This is a genomic window from Blautia sp. HCP3S3_B11, from assembly GCF_052064435.1.
In the GTDB taxonomy this organism is placed as follows: domain Bacteria; phylum Bacillota; class Clostridia; order Lachnospirales; family Lachnospiraceae; genus Blautia_A.
In genome coordinates, this window is the sequence record NZ_JBQHVP010000003.1 from 108,531 (window position 1) to 130,204 (window position 21,674).

17 protein-coding genes are annotated in these 21,674 nt (G+C 41.2%); 2 read left to right on the forward strand and 15 right to left on the reverse strand.

What is annotated here, in order from left to right:
* Positions 1-297 precede the first annotated feature (297 nt).
* The 6 genes from ACTNC0_RS03255 to ACTNC0_RS03280 all read right to left on the reverse strand — a co-directional run bounded on the left by ACTNC0_RS03255 (position 298) and on the right by ACTNC0_RS03280 (position 9,629).
* Positions 298-1,407, reverse strand: coding sequence for a substrate-binding domain-containing protein (locus ACTNC0_RS03255; protein ID WP_441086337.1), 1,110 nt, complete (start codon positions 1,405-1,407; stop codon positions 298-300).
* Positions 1,408-1,594: 187 nt separating this feature from the next.
* A complete protein-coding gene (locus ACTNC0_RS03260) occupies positions 1,595-2,329 on the reverse strand; it encodes an RluA family pseudouridine synthase (protein WP_441086338.1) in 735 nt (244 codons plus the stop codon).
* Between the two features lie 1,418 nt (positions 2,330-3,747).
* Positions 3,748-6,006 carry a hydratase gene (locus tag ACTNC0_RS03265; RefSeq protein WP_441086339.1) on the reverse strand — a complete coding sequence of 753 codons (2,259 nt, stop codon included), beginning with the start codon at positions 6,004-6,006 and terminating at the stop codon, positions 3,748-3,750.
* 309 nt (positions 6,007-6,315) lie between these two features.
* On the reverse strand, positions 6,316-7,176 hold the full coding sequence (locus ACTNC0_RS03270) for a carbohydrate ABC transporter permease (RefSeq protein ID WP_118516921.1): 861 nt from the start codon (positions 7,174-7,176) through the stop codon (positions 6,316-6,318).
* A gap of 4 nt (positions 7,177-7,180) precedes the next feature.
* Positions 7,181-8,074, reverse strand: a complete 894-nt coding sequence (locus tag ACTNC0_RS03275) for a carbohydrate ABC transporter permease (RefSeq protein WP_441086340.1) — start codon at positions 8,072-8,074, stop codon at positions 7,181-7,183.
* A 199-nt stretch (positions 8,075-8,273) separates the two neighbouring features.
* Positions 8,274-9,629, reverse strand: coding sequence for an ABC transporter substrate-binding protein (locus tag ACTNC0_RS03280; RefSeq protein ID WP_441086341.1), 1,356 nt, complete (start codon positions 9,627-9,629; stop codon positions 8,274-8,276).
* 545 nt (positions 9,630-10,174) lie between these two features.
* Here ACTNC0_RS03280 and ACTNC0_RS03285 point away from each other — a divergent pair.
* The gene (locus ACTNC0_RS03285; RefSeq protein WP_441086342.1) at positions 10,175-10,450 is read left to right on the forward strand and encodes a hypothetical protein; all 276 of its coding nucleotides are present in this window, start codon (positions 10,175-10,177) and stop codon (positions 10,448-10,450) included.
* Positions 10,451-10,584: 134 nt separating this feature from the next.
* Here the strand turns inward: ACTNC0_RS03285 and ACTNC0_RS03290 are convergent, their stop codons facing one another.
* The 5 genes from ACTNC0_RS03290 to ACTNC0_RS03310 all read right to left on the reverse strand — a co-directional run bounded on the left by ACTNC0_RS03290 (position 10,585) and on the right by ACTNC0_RS03310 (position 16,893).
* On the reverse strand, positions 10,585-11,181 hold the full coding sequence (locus ACTNC0_RS03290) for a hypothetical protein (RefSeq protein WP_441086343.1): 597 nt from the start codon (positions 11,179-11,181) through the stop codon (positions 10,585-10,587).
* 282 nt (positions 11,182-11,463) lie between these two features.
* Positions 11,464-12,834 carry a UDP-N-acetylmuramoyl-tripeptide--D-alanyl-D-alanine ligase gene (locus ACTNC0_RS03295; protein WP_441086344.1) on the reverse strand — a complete coding sequence of 457 codons (1,371 nt, stop codon included), beginning with the start codon at positions 12,832-12,834 and terminating at the stop codon, positions 11,464-11,466.
* A 136-nt stretch (positions 12,835-12,970) separates the two neighbouring features.
* Positions 12,971-14,005, reverse strand: a complete 1,035-nt coding sequence (locus ACTNC0_RS03300) for a D-alanine--D-alanine ligase family protein (RefSeq protein ID WP_441086345.1) — start codon at positions 14,003-14,005, stop codon at positions 12,971-12,973.
* Between the two features lie 12 nt (positions 14,006-14,017).
* A complete protein-coding gene (locus tag ACTNC0_RS03305; protein ID WP_441086346.1) occupies positions 14,018-15,397 on the reverse strand; it encodes a peptidoglycan binding domain-containing protein in 1,380 nt (459 codons plus the stop codon).
* A gap of 209 nt (positions 15,398-15,606) precedes the next feature.
* Positions 15,607-16,893 carry an aminotransferase gene (locus ACTNC0_RS03310; RefSeq protein WP_441086347.1) on the reverse strand — a complete coding sequence of 429 codons (1,287 nt, stop codon included), beginning with the start codon at positions 16,891-16,893 and terminating at the stop codon, positions 15,607-15,609.
* Between the two features lie 836 nt (positions 16,894-17,729).
* Here ACTNC0_RS03310 and ACTNC0_RS03315 point away from each other — a divergent pair.
* Entirely contained in the window at positions 17,730-17,891 is a 162-nt protein-coding gene (locus ACTNC0_RS03315; RefSeq protein WP_178761628.1) for a hypothetical protein, read from the forward strand.
* Here ACTNC0_RS03315 and ACTNC0_RS03320 read toward each other — a convergent pair.
* From ACTNC0_RS03320 to ACTNC0_RS03335, 4 genes are all read right to left on the reverse strand, one after another.
* Positions 17,876-19,189: a phosphodiester glycosidase family protein gene (locus tag ACTNC0_RS03320; protein ID WP_441086348.1), complete on the reverse strand. Its 1,314-nt coding sequence runs from the start codon at positions 19,187-19,189 to the stop codon at positions 17,876-17,878. The genes ACTNC0_RS03315 and ACTNC0_RS03320 overlap by 16 nt on opposite strands.
* 219 nt (positions 19,190-19,408) lie before the next feature.
* Positions 19,409-19,594, reverse strand: coding sequence for a hypothetical protein (locus tag ACTNC0_RS03325; protein ID WP_117674882.1), 186 nt, complete (start codon positions 19,592-19,594; stop codon positions 19,409-19,411).
* Between the two features lie 180 nt (positions 19,595-19,774).
* Positions 19,775-20,638 carry a YitT family protein gene (locus tag ACTNC0_RS03330; protein WP_441086349.1) on the reverse strand — a complete coding sequence of 288 codons (864 nt, stop codon included), beginning with the start codon at positions 20,636-20,638 and terminating at the stop codon, positions 19,775-19,777.
* Between the two features lie 30 nt (positions 20,639-20,668).
* Positions 20,669-21,529, reverse strand: coding sequence for a class I SAM-dependent methyltransferase (locus ACTNC0_RS03335; RefSeq protein ID WP_117674884.1), 861 nt, complete (start codon positions 21,527-21,529; stop codon positions 20,669-20,671).
* Positions 21,530-21,674: the final 145 nt, after the last annotated feature.

Below are 21,674 nucleotides of genomic sequence, written 5' to 3' on the forward strand. Positions count from 1 at the left end.
TATGCGGATATATTACGACAGAGATTTCGTCAGAACAATAGACAAATAAAGCCGGATATCTGATAATCAGACACAGGAGCAATGTTTATCTACTATTTTGTATTATCTCACTCCCCCAAAACACAATCCAGACTGAATAAATTTTCAGGTCACAAAAAAACACGAAAACAAATATCATCAGAATAATTTCTGATATCCTTTTGCTTTCGTGTTTCGTTTTTTTCTATTCTTTTTATTCTATCTCAGTGTTTTCCTGCTTCTACACTATTATTCCGTATATCTCGTCCCTATACATCATTATTCCGTATAAAGATATGCACTGCTGTCCGGATCGTCCACGCTTTCACTGTCTATCCATGCCGGATTCAGAAGCAGATTCTTCTCAATCGTCACGGATTTCTTAGGCGCTGTTGTCTCTGCCGCTGTCCAGATCGTCTGATATCCCATTGCATAAGGCTGCTGGGAAACGCATCCGATTTCTTCACCATTGCGGATTGCTTTCTGCTGTTTCGTCGTAGCATCTACTCCAACTAATGCCGGAGCATCACCCGCATCACTCTTTTCCAGACCAAGGTAAAGCTCTGTAACATCTGCATTTGTACAGAATACACCATCCAATGCCGGATATTTATCAAGAACCTCTTTCATGGCAGTTTCCATATCATCTACCTGATCAGCGTAAATTACTTCTACCACTTCAATATCCCCATACTTCTGGATATTATTCATAAATCCATCCACACGGTCCTGAACACTTTTTGTCTTCTGCTGTGCGGAAAATACAGCAACCTTTCCCATCTTTCCAAGTGCGCTTCCAAGCTGATAAGCAGCCATCTTGCCCACCTGCACGTTATCGGTTCCTCTGTATGCCTTTACCAGTTTCTTCTCAGATACATTTGAGTCAAATGCAACAACCGGAATTTCATTCTCTTTCGCAGCTTCGAGCTGTGCCTGGCAAGAATCCATATCACTTGCCGAAATACAAAGAACATCCGGATTCTCCGCAATAACAGCATCTATTGTATTAATCTGGCTCTCAACATCTTCTTCATTATCCGGGCCCTCGAAAGTCATTGTGATCTGATCATCTTTCTTAAATCCATATGCATCGTTGATTGCCTTAACAGCATCTTCCATGCCCTTCTTAACCATCTTCCAGTATTCGCCCTTGACAGATTTACTCACCACCGCTATTCTGGATCCGGCTTCAATCTTTACATCAGTATCAATCTCCGGAATAAGCGGACTCTCATCCTGCTCTTCCACCGCTTCTGCTTCTGAATCAGATTCCTCGATAGCGTCTGCCACTAATGGCTGAATTGTCTCTTCCACTTCTGCCTTGCTGCATCCTGTCAGCATAGTCAGCCCTGTCATCAAACTTATCGCTGCTACCGCTGCTCTTTTCATTTTGATCTCCTCTTCCTTCAATGGTAAACTAATGAAGATTGCTGAAACCGCAATGCAGCACAACAATCCATAAATATCAGGTTATTCATAAAACAACTCTGCCCCAAACTCATGGGCATATTTCTTCCTACATTATACACATTATACGGAATTCGTCCAGAGATTTTACACATTTTTCACCTTAGTTTCACACATTATCCAGGAATCTTATTTCATTCCACCCCTCAAACGCACTTCCGGCAGGCTTTACCCAAAATTCCAACTTCTTTTTCGTAACAGGATGCTGAAATCCCAGCTTTGCAGAGCAAAGCGCCAGCGGTTCCTGACCACTCTGCCGTGGATTATACTTTCTATCACCAACAAGCGGCATCCCAGCATGTAACATCTGCACACGAATCTGATGGTGTCTGCCGGTATCCAGACATATCTGTACCAGACTTCTCATTTTTCCATCCTGCTCTGTTCCCTCTTCTTCTATTCTCTTCGTCTCCAGTACTTCATAAGACAGCACTGCCTTCTTCGCCCCACCAGTCCCCGCTGCAACAACCGCCGAACTGTTGGTTCTGTTATCTTTCTTCAGCCAATCCTCCAGAATTGCCTTCTCTGCCTTTATCTCCCCCTCTGTCACTGCCAGATAAATCTTCTTTATCTTTCCCGACGTCATCTGCCTGTTCAACTCCGCCGCCGACTTAGCATTCAGCGCAAACACCAGAACGCCCTCCACCGGCTGATCCAAGCGATGAATGATTCCAAGATATGGCATCTTTCCCGGAGCTTTCTGTGCAATATAATTCTTCAGCATACTCTCCATATCCATACTTCCGACCCGTGCACTCTGAACCGCAATCCCCGCCGGCTTATGACACACCAGAATATCTCTGTCTTCATATAATATATAATCTCTGATATCTTTTATCCACATAAAAAACTCTCCTTTTCATGGAGAGTATAACTTAATTTCATAATTTACGCAATCTGCACGTCAAAAACGGTCATCACTTTTTACTTTCCTCAATTTCAAAAATGATGACCGTTTCAATGTTCTTCGTTATTCAATTTATTTTCCTCTTAGTATTCTTTCTATAATAATATTTATTTACAGATTACTTTATGGGTTTCACTATTTAGTTTTTCTATATCTGAATTCTTATCCTCTTTCCTGCTCATAATTCATATGGCTACTTATAATCTGATTCGCCTCTGCTTTCCTCGATATCAGTTACTTCACTCATCTGAAACTACTTAGAAAGTTCTATAGATTTTAAATTATAATTTCACGTATTATAATTTACTATTTCTGAAATATCGGATACACTTTTTCATCAACGATTCGTGTTAAGCAATCATAAACTTAACTTCTTAAATTCACAACTGTTTAATTCCCTTATGTGCGTTTCATACTTTCTTTGAACATTAATGGCAGATGTTCTAAGCTTTATGTAAAATATCACTTGAAAAAGTACCTTAATATTTCTCTTCTGATATCTTTGTATACTTACTATGTATTCGATATCCTTCTGATGCAAAGCTTCAATCCATATCCCTAAACTTCTGATATGCATTTCAAAATATCGTTCTTACCTTCAATTTCTCTGTTCCCTGGAACTCCTCTTCCCGGCTAACTATTGAGATAAGGGTTATACTCTCTCGATAAATATTTCTTTACACATTTATCAAAATCCTTGTATCAGGTCTGTGACAGATATTCAATATAAGTTATCGCTTCTATAATACCCTCGGTACGATTTATTCTTCCTTACTAAACTGTGCGTATATTTAAATATAAGGAAAACACTCTCATTTACAATTCTATGTACCAGGTCTTTCTTGCAGGAAATGCGATACCCGCCACTCTTATATTGATAAGCTTATAATTTCTTTCCCAATGGAATCACCTGAACCTTTCTCTTATTTTCATCCTTTCCATTGTAACATTTATATATACTATGAATTGAATGAATTTCTTTAATTATTTATTCTGTTTGCTGTTCTCTTTTGATGTCATTATAATACCACCTCGCTCCCTATTTGTCAATACATTTTTGAATTTAATTTCATTATTTTTGTTTTATTATTATATTATTTGTATAAATTTCATAATATTTATATTCATTATGTAATTTTCAGACTTTTTCATTCTGCTACAGTCAAATTATAATTTTGCATATCCATACCTTATAATTCACCAAGCCCCTCTTCCAAACAACCTTCCAATATATTGAATGTAAATCCTAACTATTGACAACACCTTACCGAACTCGTCTCAAAAAAGACGCGCGTCCCTCCAATCCAAAAGAATGCAGCCGCCTCCCCAGAGGCCAGCTGCATTCCCACTTTCCATTACTTTCTATTATAATTAATCAGACAACCTTTAAGAATAATCTCACGTTCATCATCCGTAAGCTCCCCAAGAGCCACCTCAAACTCCTTCAGACCATTCTCACCCACAACAAATCCTCTAATCACCTCATCCTTCTCTTCCACAGCTTTACGTATCTCCGGGAAGAACAGATAATCTCCATTCGCAAATGGCAGCTCACCCTCCTTAATCAGAAATGGAAGCATACCCCAGTTGATAAGATTGGAACGATATCTCTTAGTAGCATACTCATTAGCGATATTTGCCCATCCGCCAAGCACCTTCTGGCAAGAAGCCGCCTGCTCACGTGCAGAACCATCTCCCGGTTTCACCGCAAAGATCGTACTTCCAACACCAAGGTTCTCTTTACTTACATTCGGATAATCCTTCTTAATCACATCCATAACAGACTTCATCTCCGGCACTGCCTCAACCGGACATTTGCCCTCTTCGATAGCTTTCTGTGCTTTCTGCACTTCCTTAGCACGTCCCACATAAGCCGGATCCTTTCTGGAAAGTGTAAACTCTGCCAGTCCAAGCGGATTGGAACGATAAGAAGAAGTCTCACCGGACGGAATCAGCTCATCAGTTGTAGTAACCGGATCATGAATCTCAGAAACGACCTTCACAATCAGATTCTCCGGAAGCGCTGACATCTTTGGCCAGTCCTTAATATTCGGACCAAACTTGATCTCTACACTTGGATCAGCCACGCCCTTGCTGTCGAATACACGATTCTCATAAATTGTCTTATCAAAGAAATATTTCTGGCCTGTATAACCACCGGTATAATCTTCTGCTGAAGTCAGGAAACCTTTATTTGCTGCTGTTGCCGCAATAGAACGCGCATCCATAAGTGCAACAGAAGAAATCTGACCATTCTGAATCTTGGAACCTTCACGATTCGGGAAGTTTCTGGTTGTATGGCGGATACTAAATGCATTATTTGCAGGAGTATCACCGGCACCGAAACACGGGCCACAGAAAGCAGTTTTTACAACAGCACCTGTTGCAAGAAGTTCAGCCAGAACACCATTCTTAGCCAGTTCCATATAAATCGGAGTACTTGCCGGATAAACACTTAATGTAAATGCATCTGCACCAATGCTCTTGCCTTTAAGGATATCAGCTGCTGCACAGATGTTCTCAAAACCGCCACCGGCACATCCGGCAATAATTCCCTGCTCTACATAAAGCTTGCCATCTACTACTTTATCTCTTAATGTATAGGGAACTTTTCCGTCCAGACTGATCTGTGCTTTCTTCTCAACATCTGCAAGAATATCATCCAGATTTGCTTTCAGTTCATCAATTGTATAAGTATTGCTTGGATGGAACGGCATTGCGATCATTGGCTTGATCTCGCTAAGGTCGATTTCCACGCAGCCATCATAGTAAGCAGTTTCGCCTGGTTTCAGTTCTTTGTAATCTTCGCTTCTTCCATGAATCTCATAGAATTCCTGAATCTTCTCATCTGTCTGCCAGATAGAGGAAAGACAGGTAGTCTCTGTTGTCATTACATCCACACCGATACGGAAATCAGCACTTAAATTAGCAACACCAGGTCCGACAAATTCCATAACTTTATTCTTCACATAGCCATTCGCAAATACTTTTCCGATAATTGCAAGGGCAACGTCCTGAGGACCTACGCCCGGACGAGGAGAACCTGTAAGATAGATTGCCACTACTCCCGGCATATTGATATCATAAGTCTGGGAAAGAAGCTGCTTAACAAGCTCCGGTCCGCCTTCTCCCATTGCCATAGTTCCCAGAGCACCGTAACGGGTATGACTGTCGGAACCGAGGATCATTTTACCGCCTGCTGCAAGCATTTCTCTTGCAAACTGATGGATAACTGCCTGATGAGGCGGTACATATACGCCGCCATATTTCTTGGCACAGGTAAGTCCAAACATATGGTCATCTTCATTAATGGTTCCACCTACTGCGCAGAGAGAGTTATGGCAGTTAGTCAGAACATATGGCACCGGGAACTTCTCAAGTCCTGAAGCGCGGGCTGTCTGAATAATACCAACAAAAGTGATATCATGGGAAGTCAGTTTATCGAATTTGATCTGAAGCTTCTCCATATTTCCGGAAGTATTGTGCGCTTCCAGAATTGAATAGGCAATGGTATTCTTCGCTGCGTCCTCTTTGGAAACAGGAACATCTGCCTGATTCTCCGGAACAATCTTCTGACCATTCAGTAAATATACACCGGTATCGTATAATTTCATAATGTATCCTCCATTCTGTTTTTTGTGCCATGTACACTTTGGCACGCTAATTTATGGAAATTTAAAGTTAATTATAGTGTATTCCTATTGAATAATCAAGCCTGTGACGATAAGTATTTTCTTAAAAACAAACTCTGTAGGCATTTTTTAATCTGTTTCCTGACCTGTAAAATGTAAAATAATCTGAGATAAAAATATTTCAAGACAAAGAAATCCCCCGGAAAGTAAGGAGTCACACACCTTCCAGGGGATTCTTGGCTAAATCATAAGGGGTATTGGCATTACCAACTGTACAGTGTCCAATGGTAATCAGCCTTTAACAGCTCCGGATACCATACCTTTGATAATTTCTTTACTGAATGCGAAGTAGAGAACAACAACCGGCGCCATCGTAATCAACATGGCTGCCATCTGCTTCGGATAGTCAGATGCAAACTGTCCTTTGAACTGTGTCAGTGCAAGCGGTACGGTCTGCAGGCTTACGTCTTTCAGCAATACCAACGCGAAAGAGAATTCATTCCAGCAGCTGAACACCTGAATGATTGCTACTGTTGTAAGGATTGGACGGCAGATAGGAAGAATAATCGTCCATAATGTATGGGTGAAGTTACTTCCATCGATTGCCGCTGCTTCTTCCAGTGAAACCGGAATTGTTTTTACATAACCTTCTACCAGGAAGATTCCCATTGGAAGACCGAAGGAAACATATGGCAGAAGCAGTGTAAACCACCTGTTGTTGATTCCACATCTCTGGAATACAACATAAATCGGAACCAGAAGGGAATGAATCGGAATCAGCATACCCATCAGGAACATTACATATAACACACGGTTCAGTTTGAAATGAACACGTGCAAGGATATATCCAACAATAAAGCTGAACAGAATGATCAGGATAATGGAAAGTCCTGTTGTTCTGACACTGTTCATCATGGACTGTCCCAAGTGATAATCCTTATTGCTGAGAATCTTTATGTAGTTGATCAATGATGGATTTTTCGGCAGACCCATGATATCCGCATTAAATACTCGTTTCTCTTTCAGAGAAGAATATACCATCCATACGATCGGGAAAATACAGGACAGGGAGAAAATGATAAGGATCACATTCATGATCACTGCCGCAATCCCGTTTCTCACTTTATGAGTTTTAGGTACGTTCTTATTCATAATCTTATGCCTCCTTTTCCCTTGTCAGATATTTGATAAGTCCCTGCGAACCTCCGATTACCGCGAGAGACAATACGAAGATCGCTACAGAAATGCAGCTACCATATCCCATGTTACTCTGATTAAAGGATATCTGATATCCATACATTGCCATAACCATGGATGCTGTACCAGGACCACCTTTTGTCATAACATAAATGTTATCGAAAGCTTTCATATTACCGGCCACGCAGAGGGTAATACATACAAGCATTGTGTTCTTGATCAATGGCAGAGTAATGTACCATGCTGTCTGGATTCCATTTGCTCCGTCAATCTGTGCACTTTCAAAAATTTCTGAGTCGATTGATGAAATAGCAGAAAGAATAATTACCATATAATATCCAATGAACTGCCAGATCAGAGGAATCGTTACACAAAGCATAACAATATCAGAATTATTCAGCCATACCTGACAGAGATCCGGTCTTCCGATTGCTCTTAAGAACCAGTTGATCAGACCATATTTATTGTGGTAGATCATGTTCCAGATCAAACCAATACATACTGCTGCGATCGTACTTGGGAAGAAACCGAATGTACGATGCATTCCTTTTAATTTAGTGGATTTGGCATTTACCATAAGGACAAGGATAAATGCGATACCAACCTGTCCGATGATACATGCAATTACCAGATAAAGGTTATGTCCAAAAGACTGCCAGAATGTAGAATCATGAACCAATTGGACGTAGTTAGCAAGTCCGTTAAATGTTTTCTGAGGGCCGCCTTTCCACTCAAAAAAGCTGTAAACCAGCGCAGTTACCAATGGAACAAATACTGTAAATACAAACATTAAAACGGGAACAAGCAAATATAAAATAAGCGTTTTCTTTTTGGGCTTAATTGTTGTCAACATATGCTGTACCTCTCTTTCCTGAAAATCCCTATATACTATTACAGAAAAGTCAGCCCATTCATATAATAGTATACTGTCATTACCGATCACCTAATGAACAGTAATACAAAACCGTTCCGCCCACCACAGTGGGCAGAACGGTTACTTTTTCATTGCATCCGCAACCGAAGCATGAATCCGCTTCGATTCGAATCAGATATTAATAGTTCTCTTCGTATGCTTTCTGAGCGTTTTCAGCTACTTCTTCAGGTGTCATTTCACCGTTCATCATAGTCTGAAGGTCTGTGTTAAGAACATCCCATACTGCACTGTTGATGTAGGAGTCATAAATCTCGCATTTTGTTGTATCAACATATGAGTAGTTGTAGAAATCCTGTGTGATCTGGTCAAATTTGCTCAGGTCAACATCGTCTGTCTTTGTTAATCCGCCGAGTGCATAGTTCTCTGCTACATATGTAGAGAATGCAGGTCCTGTAACTTCCTGTGCAAGGTCGATAGCCGCTGCTAATTTATCAGGATCATCTGCAACCTTAGGATTGATTGCTACAGCGTATCCAAGACCGATATTCTGGGAATCCGGATCTTCTGTTGCATCTGCAGGCTGTGGAAGAACTGCAAATCCGATGTTGTTGAATTTCTCTTCATCGCTGTCTTTCAGAGTTGCTGCAATGTAGGATTCATCCCAGTTACCACCGATGAATGCTGCTGCATCACCAGAGATATAGTATTCACGTGCATCTTCGTTTGTTACTGAGTTGTAATCTTCGTTGAAGATATCTGTTTCTGTAAACAGGTGCTGTGTTTCTGCCAGAGCTTTTACAAACGCTTCATCTGTAAAAGCTGCGCCGCTCTTGTCGATCAGGCTCTGGAACCAGTCTCTACCTGTGTATCTGTCACCAAGTGTAGAAAGGAAGTCACTGTTTGCCTGCCACTTTCCACCATTGCCAAATGCTACAGTGTCGATTCCCTGCTCTTTGAAGTATTCGGAAGCTTTCTCAACATCTTCCCATGTTGATGGGAACTGATCGTATCCAGCCTCTTTCCACATTGCTTTGTCATAGATAACTACTGTACAGGTACCACCTGTCAGTACAGGGAAGCCGTAAATCTTGTCGCCATCTTTGAATGGTGTAAAGTAATCCTGATCATACTGATCATAATATGGAGAAGCTTTAATAGTATCTGTCAAGTCCATGACCAGTCCCTGCTCAGCCCATGCTTTTGTATTCATACCCTGAAGAAGGAATACATCCGGAAGGTTGTCAGCTGCTGCAAGAGTAGCAATCTGTGTTTTGTATTCTGCATTTGCAAGAACGTTCTCGTTTAAGTTGATGTCCGGATGAGTATCGTTCCATGCTGCTAATACTGTACGGAATCCATCGGAACCACCATTTCCTTCAGATTCTTCGGATGTGGAGTAATGCATGATTTCCAGATCTCCCTTGTAAGCCAGATCAGACTGTGCAACGTCTGTTGCTGCGCTTGCTACAGATGCTCCCATCATAGATGATACTGTTGCTGCTGCCAGTGCAATTGCCATTACTTTTTTCTTCATTGTGTGTCCTCCTTTAATAAATAAATGATTTCGTACCCTTTGGTGTGTGGTGTTTCTTACGCTTATACTTTCGAAACACATTTTTCGATTAAGTTTTGTTTGATTTCGCTCTACTTAATCGTTTTCTTTTCTTTATTAAACAGCATATCATCCAATTTGTCAATGGTGTTTTTACTTAAATTATGCTTTTCATATAGATTGTATTATATTCAAGCTTTTATATTGTGCATTTTTACTCAAATCGTTTTCGCCATATATTACCACGCACCTTTATTTTTCGACATTTTCAATGTTTTCTGACTAATTTTCAATTTTCAAACGTAAACGTTTTCGTTAATATTTTGACACCGGCTCCCAGATTTCTTCCATATTTTGTTTTCCTTTACTTCCGATTCTAAATCCGCTATACTCTATTAAACAATGTTTGTCCGCCACAAAGCATTAACAATATTTTTTATATTACCGGGCACGAAGTGAACAGTAACTTTCTTACGCAACATAATTTATCTATTACGTTCACTACTCTACAATCAGGAGGATATATAATGTTTCGTTTATGGGGAAAAATCTGGAAAAATAACCATTTGTTAAAAGACACTGTAATTTGTGATGATTCAGAAGATACCAGGACTCATAAGATTTTCCGGGGACTGGAAAGTATCTGCTATGAAATGGATCTGGGCAATCCGATCTGGCTGGAGTCTACCATCAAACATTTTAAGAAACATGGAAAGGCAAGATTTTATCAGGATAATTTTATAGAACAAATTGATTTTGACTACCTGGAGATTCAGGTAATTGAAGAAGACGACGATTATTAATTTATTTTATCTGCCTATTCTGCCATGAAATATTCATGGAATTACTATAGACATCTCATGGCAGTTCTGCAGATAAATTTTTCGTAACTGCTCAATACCTTAACAGTTTCTATATTTTTTCACATGTGTTTTTTCTATTCCATAAATTCTCTTATGATTTCTCTCATTATCTCTTCCTCTTCCGGCGTAAGCATCCGGCTGAAATGACTTCCGGCTGCAGCTGTCTGACGGATACTCTCCGCAATATGATCTATGATTTCTTCCTTTGCAGCTTCGTTTGGTCTCTTTTCCGCCGGAACTTCTTCAACCCAGGTTCTGACATGTTCCACATAATCAGAAAGCGTATTCATAAGAAGTTCTTCCTTGTACGTAAAATCCAGTGCCTGTCTTAGCAAAAGCAGTGCTGCAGGGATGATCGCACCCACATACAGATATGCCAGCGGCATACCATCCCATTCTCCATTTCCCGAATAGAGAAAAAAAACCGCTCCCAAAAGCGCAGTACAAAAAAGTGACGGATACCATACAAGCCGGTTCATGCGGTTTAACAACTTGTCTCTTGTTTTCCACAGGTTCATCCATTTCTCTTTGAGATTTGTTCTTGTCTCTGTATTTTTTCTTATCAGTCTTCGGTATGTAAGATGTGTTGCCAGCATCCCCAGTGCGCCCAGTCCGCCCAATACCACCATGGCGTAAAGCAGGAGATGCAGATCCATGATTTTCTCCAGCATAACATCCTCCTGATTCCGGCAGTTCCCGGTATTTTTCAGGAACTTGCCTAGATCGATTAAACTGATAGAATTATTATACTGCGGACAACCATGTCAGGAAACAAAAATCGTTCATCAAATTCTTCCATAAAAAAACAGAATCCCCTCTTTGTGTATCAGAGTATGTTTAAAAAACTTTTTGCAAACATGCTCTGGCACATAAAAAAAGATTCTGTTTCTCTACTGTTCCTTTATTATGATGTCAGGATCAAAAGATCTTTCAAATATTCGGAACCCGCTGATTTACATATTCTGCAATTTCCCGACTACCTCTTCAAATTTCATAAAGTGAGAAGCTTTTACAAGAATGGTATCTCCATTCTGTACAATTTTTTTCAGATCTGCAAGCAGGCTTTCTCTGTCCGGTTCATAAATTACTTTCAGTTCCGGATTGGTCTGCTGTGCTTTCTCTGCCATCTTTTTACAAAGATTTCCGGTACAGATAAGAACATCAATATCGCATTTGCCGGCATGCTCGCCCACTTCTTCGTGAAGCTGTACTTCATTCTCACCAAGCTCACCCATATCGCCAAGAACCGCAACTCTTCGTCCTGTTCCATCCTGAAGAACATCCAGGGATGCTTTCATGGACATTGGATTTGCATTATAGCAGTCATCCACAATCAGGAATTTGTCCGTCTCAATCATTCTGAAACGGCCGCTGATTGGCTCAAGACTCTCGATTCCGGTTTTAATCTGCTCAGTTGTCAGCCCATAAATATTTCCGACCGCTGCTGCCGCCAGCGCATTATATACCATATGACGTCCCGGCATTGGGATATCTACTTTAAATGCAGTGTCTCCCATGTGGATCATACAGGTCATTCCTTTTAAGCCTCTGCTTACGATTTCATCTCCATAAACCTGACAGTCTTTGTCCATCCCAAAGAATACAGGTTTAATTTCTTCATGGCCTTTGACTGTGGCAAGTTTATCATCATCGCCATTTAATACGATATGTCCGTCTGGTCTCAGGAACTTGAAAATCTCTGTCTTCGCCTTGAGAACGCCGTCTCTGTCTCCCAGGTTTTCCAGATGACATGTTCCGATATTGGTGATTACGCAAGTATCCGGTCTTGCGATCTTTGCAAGTCTGGTCATTTCTCCGAAATCACTGATTCCCATCTCAAGAACTGCCATCTCATCTTCGTCGCGAAGCCGGAAAACAGTGAGCGGCAGACCAAGTTCATTATTAAAGTTTCCCTGTGTTTTCAGTGTGCGGTATTTCTGACTCAGCACAGAAGCAATTACCTCTTTTGTACTCGTCTTTCCTACACTTCCTGTGATTCCCACAACAGGAATCTGAAGCTGTTTCAGATAAAATTCCGCAATATCTTTTACTGCCTGTAATGAGGATTCCACTACAATATATGGAAAATCTGCGTCCTCAATTACTCGCTCTGATAAAGTTGCCAGTGCTCCTGCTGCCATTACCTGTGGAATAAATTTATGTGCATCCACACGCTCTCCCACGATAGGCACAAACAGACATCCGTTCTCTGCTTTTCTACTGTCTGTAATGATTGATGTTACCTCTTCCTGCAGTTTGTCCGCAGAACCATAGTAAGTACCGCCGCAAACCTGTGCGATATTTTCCAGAGTTAAATTCTTCATAATCTTTTTTATTTCTTCTTTCCTGTTATCATAATATACTGAATTACTGTTCACTCCGTTCTCAGTAACGCAGTCAAAATTTCAGATTGCCTGCGGCAATGGAATTTTTGTCTTTTCACGCCGCAGCCTATATTAATTATTTGTATTTCTTCATGGATACTTCGATCAGTTTCTCACATAACGTCGGATAGTCGATTCCCAGGACTTTCGCTTCCTGAGGAATCAGGCTGGTCGGGGTCATTCCCGGAAGTGTGTTTGCTTCAAGGCAATACATATCTCCATTTTCCTTCATCATGAAGTCAAGACGGCAGTAGCCTTCCATAAATAATGCCTTTGCTCCTGCTTCTGCGTAGTGCTGCATTTTCTCTGTGAGTTCCGGTGAAATCTCAGCCGGACAGGTTTCAATCGTTGATCCTGCCTGATATTTATTCTTATAATCATAGAAGCCCTGTATCGGAGCAATCTCAATGATTGGATATGCTTTGCCGTCTACAACTGCTACTGAGAATTCACGGCCTTTGATGTATTCTTCTATTACGACTTCATCCTCGTAGGAATATGCGTCTTTCAGAGCCTGCTCATATTCTGTCTGGTCATTTGCAATATAAACACCTACACTTGAACCACCACAGCAGGTTTTTACAACTACAGGGAATTCCATTTCAAATGCACTCAGGTCTGTAGTCATTTCCTCTTTCGTCATAGATACTCCGCGTGGTGTTGGCACATTGTTCACAAGGAACATCTGCTTTGTAATTCCCTTATCCATTGCCATGGCGCTGCTTAAATATCCGGTTCCTGTATATTTGATTCCCATCAGGTCAAAAGTTGCCTGGACTTTTCCATCTTCTCCGTTTGCTCCGTGAAGTCCAAGGAAAACAATATCTGCTTCTTCACAGAGTTTCAGAATATTCGGTCCGAAAAAGCTTCTTCTTTCCTTCTTCATCTGCTCGATTTTATCATTAAATACTGACATATATTCAGATGCCGCATCAACATCATATTCTGCCGGGAATGGATCTTCCCAGTTTACATTCTCAACACCACAGAAAATATCTACAAGGATAGCCTGATGCCCTTTCTGGCGTAATGCCTTACAAATTCCTGTTCCTGATGTAATGGAGACAGTACGTTCTGTACTTGTTCCTCCCGCTAATACTACGATTTTCATTTCTCTTCTCCTTTATTCATAAATCACAACTGGTGTATTCTTCTCAACATTGCTGTATATGATCTGTACCTGATCTGACGGTGCACAGATACTTCCATGTGTTCCTTCGAATTCATAAAGCTGTTCTCCGAAAGCCGTTCTCCATGGAGCATCACTGATTCCAAGATTTCCGTTAAATAGAATCCAGTAATTTACTGCTGAAGGATAATCTTCTCCGTTTACGGTGCATCCGCTCTTTATCTCACCTACTGTATAGCAGCCTGTCGGTGTTGCACAGTTTGGCACAAACGGATTTCCGGATACGATCTGCGCATCCGCAGTAGGTATTCCATCTTTATAGAATACCATTCTCTGGGCGGTCAGGTCAATCTCTATATAAGTATATCCGATATCATTTGTCTTTCGTACCAGACCTTCATGAGAATATATCGGCTCTCTGACCTGGGTTTCTCCATTCTGAATCAGGCTAAGCAGTTCTTTTGTTTCTGCTTTCTGGTCGATCTGCCAGCCATAGTCACCTCCGCCGACAGAAATCTCACGACCATCATATGTATTAAATGTCCGCCCGGTTCCGACGGTATCATATTTTGCCGCCAATTCACTGATATACGCTTCTATCTGATTTTTGTCAAGTGTGTAAAGACCATTTTCGTCTGTTATCAGCCAGTTTTTAATTACTTCTTTATCTACTGTCTCTGTGCGGTCATCAAAATCATAGGTAACGACTACGTCTGTAAGTTTATTTATCAGCTCACAGTTTCTGACCAGAGTCTCATCATTTTGGTAAACTGCAGGTTCTTTGTAACAGCCATCTGCTTCCAGATCGATCGGGTTTCTTCCTGTGACAAGGGCATTTATGATATCCTGGCTGGTTTCTTCTTTCTTCAGGGCATTTCCCTGTTCTTCAGGAACAACCTCAAATTTATCGTTTTTCTCTTCGATATGAGCATCTAACGGTTCTGTTGTGTTCTCCGGCTGCATACATTTGAGGTTCGATATAGCTGTGTTTACTTTCTGCTCATCATATTTAACAGATGATGCGATTTCATAATTTTTGTGCTGATTAAAGGCAAGAAACCAGGTAAAACGAGCCTGTTTCTTAATCAGGTTATCCACGCTTCCATCTGACTCATAGGAAAGTCCTGCCGCTTCTGCTGTAATACTCTCCTGGCCGTTGTTTCTGGTGTTAATCGTAAGAACGTAAGCTTCTGTTTTCTTTGTAAGCAGTTCTTCGGATTCTTTTACCGTCATGTAAGAGCAGTTGAATCCATTCACCATTGAGCCCGGTAAAAAATGTTCTGTAAAATAGTAAACACCGTAACCGTATACTCCGGCGGTCAGCAGGAGTAAAATTACGATCAGAGTAATCATGATCTTCTTTCTGACGCTCATAACATTCCCCTTTCAAATTTTCTTAACTATAGCCTATGTAAATTTTTCTATCTCGTAAATCCACATCTTGTCGAGGTAATTTTACCCCAGATTACTATTGTTGTCTGTAATTTATACATTTATAAACAGCAACCGCCCGGCAAATGATTATGCCGGGCAGTTTTAGTATACATTATTTATCCTGAAAGTAAAATACAGTTTATTCTGTTTTAAGCGTTCTCCAGTAATTTCTCTATACTTGTGAGTTTTACACAGAGTACAAATACTTCTGCTGCTTTTCCAAGGTCTTCCAGTGTCGGGAAGCTTGGTGCGATACGGATATTGGAGTCTTTCGGGTCTTTTCCGTATGGATATGTTGCTCCGGCACCTGTAAGCACAACGCCTGCTTCTTTTGCTTTGGCAACGATTGCTTTTGCACATCCTTCCATGGACTCAAAGGAGATGAAGTATCCGCCATGTGGTTTTGTCCACTCACCGATTCCAAGGCCGCCGAGTTCTTTCTCTAATGTATCAAGAACCAGTTCGAATTTCGGACGGATGATTGCTGCATGTTTTCTCATATGTGCATGAAGTCCGTCAAGGTCTTTGAAGAATTTTACGTGACGTAACTGGTTTAATTTGTCATGACCGATTGTCTGGATCTGCATGTAGCTGCGGAAATCTTCCAGGTTTGCTTTGGAAGCGGCTACTGCTGCGATACCGGATCCCGGGAAGCTTACCTTTGATGTTGATGTAAATTTGTATACAATATCAGGATTTCCGGCTTTTGTACATTCCTCAAGGATCTCTACGAGGAAGTCCTGGTTCTCATCATAGAGATGATGAATGCTGTATGCGTTATCCCAGTAAATACGGAAGTCAGGTGCTGCCGGTTTCAGTCTTGCGAAACGTTCTACTGTTTCTTTGGAGTATGTGTAGCCCTGTGGGTTAGAGTATTTCGGTACACACCAGATACCTTTGATTGCTGCATCTTCGCTGACAAGTTTTTCTACCATATCCATGTCCGGACCCTGTGGTGTCATTGGTACGTTGATCATTTCGATTCCGAAGAATTCTGTGATTTTGAAATGACGGTCGTATCCTGGTACAGGACAGAGGAATTTTACTTTGTCAAGTTTACACCATGGTGTATTTCCCATTACGCCGTGAGTCATGGAACGTGCGATGCTGTCGAACATTACGTTAAGGCTGGAGTTTCCGTAGATGATGATGTGGTCAGGATCTACTTCGGACATTTCGCCAAGGAGACGTTTTGCTTCCGGAATACCGTCGATCACACCGTAGTTACGGCAGTCTACACCTGTTTCACATTTGAAGTCTGAGTCGCTGCTTAATACATCCATTAATCCCATGGAAAGATCAAGCTGATCGGCTGCCGGCTTACCACGTGACATGTCGAGGGCAAGTCCCTGTGCTTTGGTGTCTGCGTATTCTTTATCCAGCTGTGCTTTGAGTGCAAGCAGTTCTTCTCTGCTCATGTCGCTGTATTTTTTCATAATATTCCTCCTTGTTCTGCCATGGGTGGAAAGAGTTGATTCCGTATACTGCAATCATTTGTTTTTCCTGTGGCAACATTTTTTATGCTTTTTACATTTTAGTATGGTAAAGTTGTGGTTGTCAAGTGTTTTTGGGGAATTGTTAATATTTTGCCAAAAACACGGGGAGAATGCTTTCTTGATGAGGGAATATACTTCACGCTGGGAACTGGATGTGAAAGTGATAAAGTGGCTGGGATGTTGGATGTTGTTACGCAGGAAATATAAACCTCCTTGTGCATAGCCCATGGAGTATCACTTAATTTATGCTAATCGCATAAATTCTGTGCAGCGCAAAGCGTGTTACTGAGAACGGAGTGAACAGTAATTTAATTTTAAAGGCAGGTCGAAATTCATCGAGAGTTTCGGCTTGCCTTTTTTGGTATAACGGCGTATATTAAATTTATAGCATTTCTGGAAATACTATAGTTAGAGCGTGTTTGAAAAATCATTCTCCAAAATTGTGACGCACATCTTGCAAAAGACATTTTTCAAACACTCTCTGGCAGATCTTTTAATTTTCTGAATTATTCCTGTGTCAGGAATAGCCTGATATCTTTTTTATGAATCAAGTAAGTTCCCAGTTTTAATTGTGAATATATACCCGGCTTATCCTGTAGCAATCCCATAAAATACTGCAATTAATCCAGCTCATCAGAGAGTGAAATCCTGCTGGACAGTCTTATTTACAGTATTTTCCGGAATTGCTATAAGTGTATAAATATGTATAAAAATCATATCTTATAAACAAGATCTGTTTTTCGTTTTTGATACTCTTATCTGAAAGGAGGTTCTTTATGTCTTTGTTGATTCGTGTGTTTATTGTTGTCCTGCTTGCGTTGCTGGCTATTGGGGCTGCCCTGCTGGTTTTGGTGTGCTGGGCGCTGGCGGCGTGTGCAAGCAGGCGTGATTATTATCTGGAAAAAGATTACCAGGATAAAAGTTATCGGGTGAAGTAGAGGAAGTCAGCGCATGGGCGCTGGGTGTTTCCGATCAGTTTATTCATTACTTTACCATTGAAGTATAAGGTTGCGGAGCCGCCACCGTCCAGGTTGTAGGCATAAGTGCAGCCATAGGATTTGAATATGTTTACCATATCCCAGTGGTTTAAACCATTGTAGGTTCCGGTGTCTGTTACAAGGAGGACGTATTCGTTTGGTTTTACCATTCCTACTGCTGTGCGGGGATAGTATTTCTCTGTTTCTGCCCATGGGAGCTGTGCTTCCCCGTTCTGGATCAGGACAGGACCAAAGTTGTAGGTGTCTTTTACTCCGGCGGCGAGGAGGTCTTTGCCCATCAAGCCTTGTGCAGGGGTGTAGATGGTTCCATCGTTTTTGACTGCCATGACGGAGTAACTGGTCATGTAGTCGCCGTAAATGATTCCGTTTTTGATGCACATGCCTAACGGAGATGGTTTTCCTGTGCCGTAGTCAAAGGCGCTGCCATTTACACCAATTACTCCTCCGTTGGAAGATACTGCGTTTGAAGTAGTCTGACGCTGGCCGCCGTAGGTTCCGTTTGAAAGGGCGGATTTCAGCTGTTTGGCGTTGGCTGTTTTTATGCGCGCTACCCAGTATGATATTCCATGAACAGATTTGCAGGAGAGTTTAATATTTAAGGTGCTGCTTTTGTATGTATAGGTGTTTCCGCTCTGGCTGACTGTTGGTTTGGAGTCTGAGGCTTTCACGCGCTGGCCTTTGCTGTTGACATAATAGTTGCCAACCCAGGTATTTGTCGCAAGCACTCCTGTTTTTTTGCTGAAATAGTAATAATATCCGCCTATTTTCTGCCAGCCTTTTGCCATGGTTGAATTGCTGAGAAAATAGTATTTCTTTCCATTTTGGGCAAACCACTTACCGGCGATAGCAATACCGGAATTATCGAAATAGTAAGTATATTTATCTCCTGTCGCCCAGCGATTGCGGAACATTGCGCCGTTTTTGCGGTTATAATAGTATTTATTTCCGGAGCGTTTCATCCATCCGGTGAAACGTTTGCCATTGGCTGTGCAGTAGTAATAATATCCTTTGTACTTAAAGGATCCACATATCATTCTGCCTTTTGAATTATAAAAATAATAGGCTCCATTGATCTTCTGCCAGCCGGTTTTCTTCGATGTGATGCTGGCAGAAGTACTTTGCTGTTTGACATAAGTTGCCGCATGTACAGAGACTGTATATATGGTGCTGCCTGCTGTCACAAATAGAATTAACATCAAAAATATAATAAATTTTTTTAAGATTATTTTTCTCTTCATATATAATTTCACTTTCTGCAAGATATTCCTTATCTCTCCTTCAAATGTTCATGTTGTAAATTAACAACAGCAATATAATTATATCAGATTCAAATGGCAAATCTGTAAATTCCAGGAATCCATACAAATTAAAACTTATGCGTCCCAGGATTTTCTAAAATATCTTGTAAAATAATAACACGAAAGCCGCTGCATCAAACAGCGGCTTTTGGTTCAGGGTTAATAGTTATATGCTCCCTCATAGGCATTGCACCGGTCCAGTTTCCGGGACAGATTCTGGCAGGAACTGCATCGGTCGCAGAATTCCTGTTCATAGCAGGTGGAACAGGCGCACGTCTTACAGGCTTTACGGTCATAACCTGTTTTACTGTTGAGAGGAAGCGTGCTTTCGGTTGCATTGCTCATAAATATCACCCTCCTTATACATTGCTGCCCACTCCACCTATAACAGCTTCAGAAAATAACACAGGCAATTCACCCCTCAGAGCAAAAAATCCTATATCAAATATCCCTGTCATGTATCAGGCGTATGAACAACAATTCTTGTACTTTCATTATACTTTAGCAAAAGGAGAATACAAGTAATTAATAATCTGTTTTCTGGTAAAATCTTCCGTTTATGTAGTCGGTTTTGATGATATTTACAAAGGCTTTCGGATCGATCTCATGTACCTTCTTTACCAAAAACTTCGCTTCTTCCGTAGACACAACAGAATAAATCATACTGGTCTTTTCATCCGTATAACATCCGGTTCCCTCGAAGCGCGTCGCCGTATGATTCGTAAGCTTAAAGATCTCCTCATAAATCTGGTAAGGTTCCTTTGTAATAATAAACAAGGTATGCTTCTTATATCTCTGGTGCAGCATCTGAATCACCTGCGTAGAGGTAAACTGGAAAATAATAGAATACAGCGCCCTGTCCCATCCAAACAACAGACCTGCAGCCGTCAGTATCACCGCATTTCCACATAAAATATAATTCCAGATATCCCTGCCACTCTTCTCAGAGAAATAGATTGCAATAAAATCCGTTCCGCCGGTACTTGTATTACCGATCAGACAAAGGCTGATACAAAAACCATTGATCAGACCACCAAAAATACTGATAAGCAACGTATCATAAGTGATTGGCTGACTCGGAATAATATCCGTAAGCAGACCTGACAGCACGATCACACAGCAGGAACTGATTGTAAACTTCTTTCCAATAAACTTCAGACCAATAAATACCGGAATCGAGTTCAGTAACACATTAATAAGTGTATATGGAATCGCAATCCCCATAAATGTCTGAAAAATATTCTGGATCAACAGTGTAAGCCCTGTAAACCCTCCCGGAAAAAGACCGCCTGCGCGTACAAACGTTTTAATATTCAAAGCCATGATCGTAGCTGCCAGAACCGCGCAGCCGTAACGCTTAGCCTCGTGTTTTAAATTAAATTCTTTCATCTTTTACATCTCACACTATTCTTATTTTGTTTATTTTGCTTCCCATCTGCCGGAAGCACCACATGGCAGAACCAGTCCGTTAGAACTTACCGGCAGCCCGATTTCCTGAGAATCCACACGACCATCAAACTTCTTAAGCTCCGTAGAAAGCATATAAGTCAGAACCGCCGGTGCCAGCCCGGTTGTATAAGAATTGATCAGGAAAAATAATGGATCATCACTGAGAATCTTCGTACAAAGCTTAATCAGATCATGAATACAATCCTCAATCTTCCAGATTTCCCCTTTCGGTCCACGGCCATAAGAAGGCGGATCCATAATAATCGCATCATAATGATTTCCTCTGCGGATCTCACGCTCCACAAACTTCACGCAGTCATCCACCAGCCAGCGGATCGGCGCATCCCCTAAACCGGAAGCCACCGCATTCTCCTTTGCCCAGGTAACCATACCCTTAGAAGCATCTACATGAGTAACAGAAGCTCCCGCAGCTGCCGCCGCCAAAGTCGCACCGCCAGTGTAAGCAAAAAGATTCAGCACCTTCACCGGACGTCCCGCATTACGAATCTTATCTCCAAACCAATCCCAGTTTGTAGCCTGCTCCGGGAAAAGACCTGTATGTTTAAAACTAAACGGCTTTAAATGAAAGGTAAGATCCTTATAATGAATATCCCACTGCTCTGGCAGATCAAAAAACTCCCATTCACCGCCGCCTTTCTTACTTCTGTGATAATGACCATTCATATGTTTCCAGCCCTTATTCACCTTAGGTGTATCCCAAATAACCTGCGGATCCGGTCTCACCAGAAGATAATCCCCCCAACGTTCCAGCTTCTCCCCACAGGAAGTATCAATTACCTCATATTCTTTCCATCCATCTGCAATCCACATCTTCTATTTTATCCTCCTAAATAAACGCATAATAAGTTACGATTGTACTACATAATCAGCAATTAATAAAGTAATAAAACCACTCCTGACATTGCCAGTCATACATTCCGCAACATTTTTCTATCCATATATTTCTACTGCCTAA